The sequence below is a fragment of the Martinezella calliandrae genome, from assembly GCF_030272695.1.
Taxonomy (GTDB): Bacteria; Pseudomonadota; Alphaproteobacteria; order Rhizobiales; family Rhizobiaceae; genus Rhizobium; species Rhizobium calliandrae.
Map to the genome: position 1 here is coordinate 1 of NZ_JARFYN010000212.1, position 461 is coordinate 461.

1 protein-coding gene is annotated in these 461 nt (G+C 58.8%); it reads right to left on the reverse strand.

Going from position 1 to position 461, the window contains the following annotated elements:
- Nucleotides 1-461, reverse strand: a 461-nt coding sequence (locus tag PY650_RS37730) for an ATP-binding domain-containing protein (RefSeq protein WP_285885030.1), incomplete at both ends; no start/stop codon positions are given.

The following is a 461-nucleotide window of genomic DNA, read 5'->3' on the forward strand; positions in this document are numbered from 1 at the left end:
TGTAATCGAGCGTCGTTTCCTTCGCACCCGATCGGCCCATGCTGGCGCTCAGCGCCTTCACGTCTTTCAATTCGTCGCGCCCGACATAGAGCTTTGCGCTGTCACGATGGCGCGTCATCGCCACATAGGTGAGATGCCGGTCCATGGTACTGGACGCCATGACGAAGGCGCGGTCGACCGTCGAGCCTTGCGATTTATGGATCGTCGTCGCATAGCCGTGATCAAAGGCTTGGTAAGTTTTGACCGGTAGAGAGACTGAACGGACCCCTTCTTTGCCGTTGTCGTCGAGCCTTATCTGCATCGCGTCCGGTTCGACGGTCACCACAGACCCCAGCATGCCATTCCTGACGTCAAGGTCGCGGTTGTTTTCCAAGAGAACGATGCGGTCGCCGGGCGCGAAGGAGCGCTTGCCGTCATTGGTCTGATAGACGACCTCACGACCGAGCGCAGCTTGCTCTTCC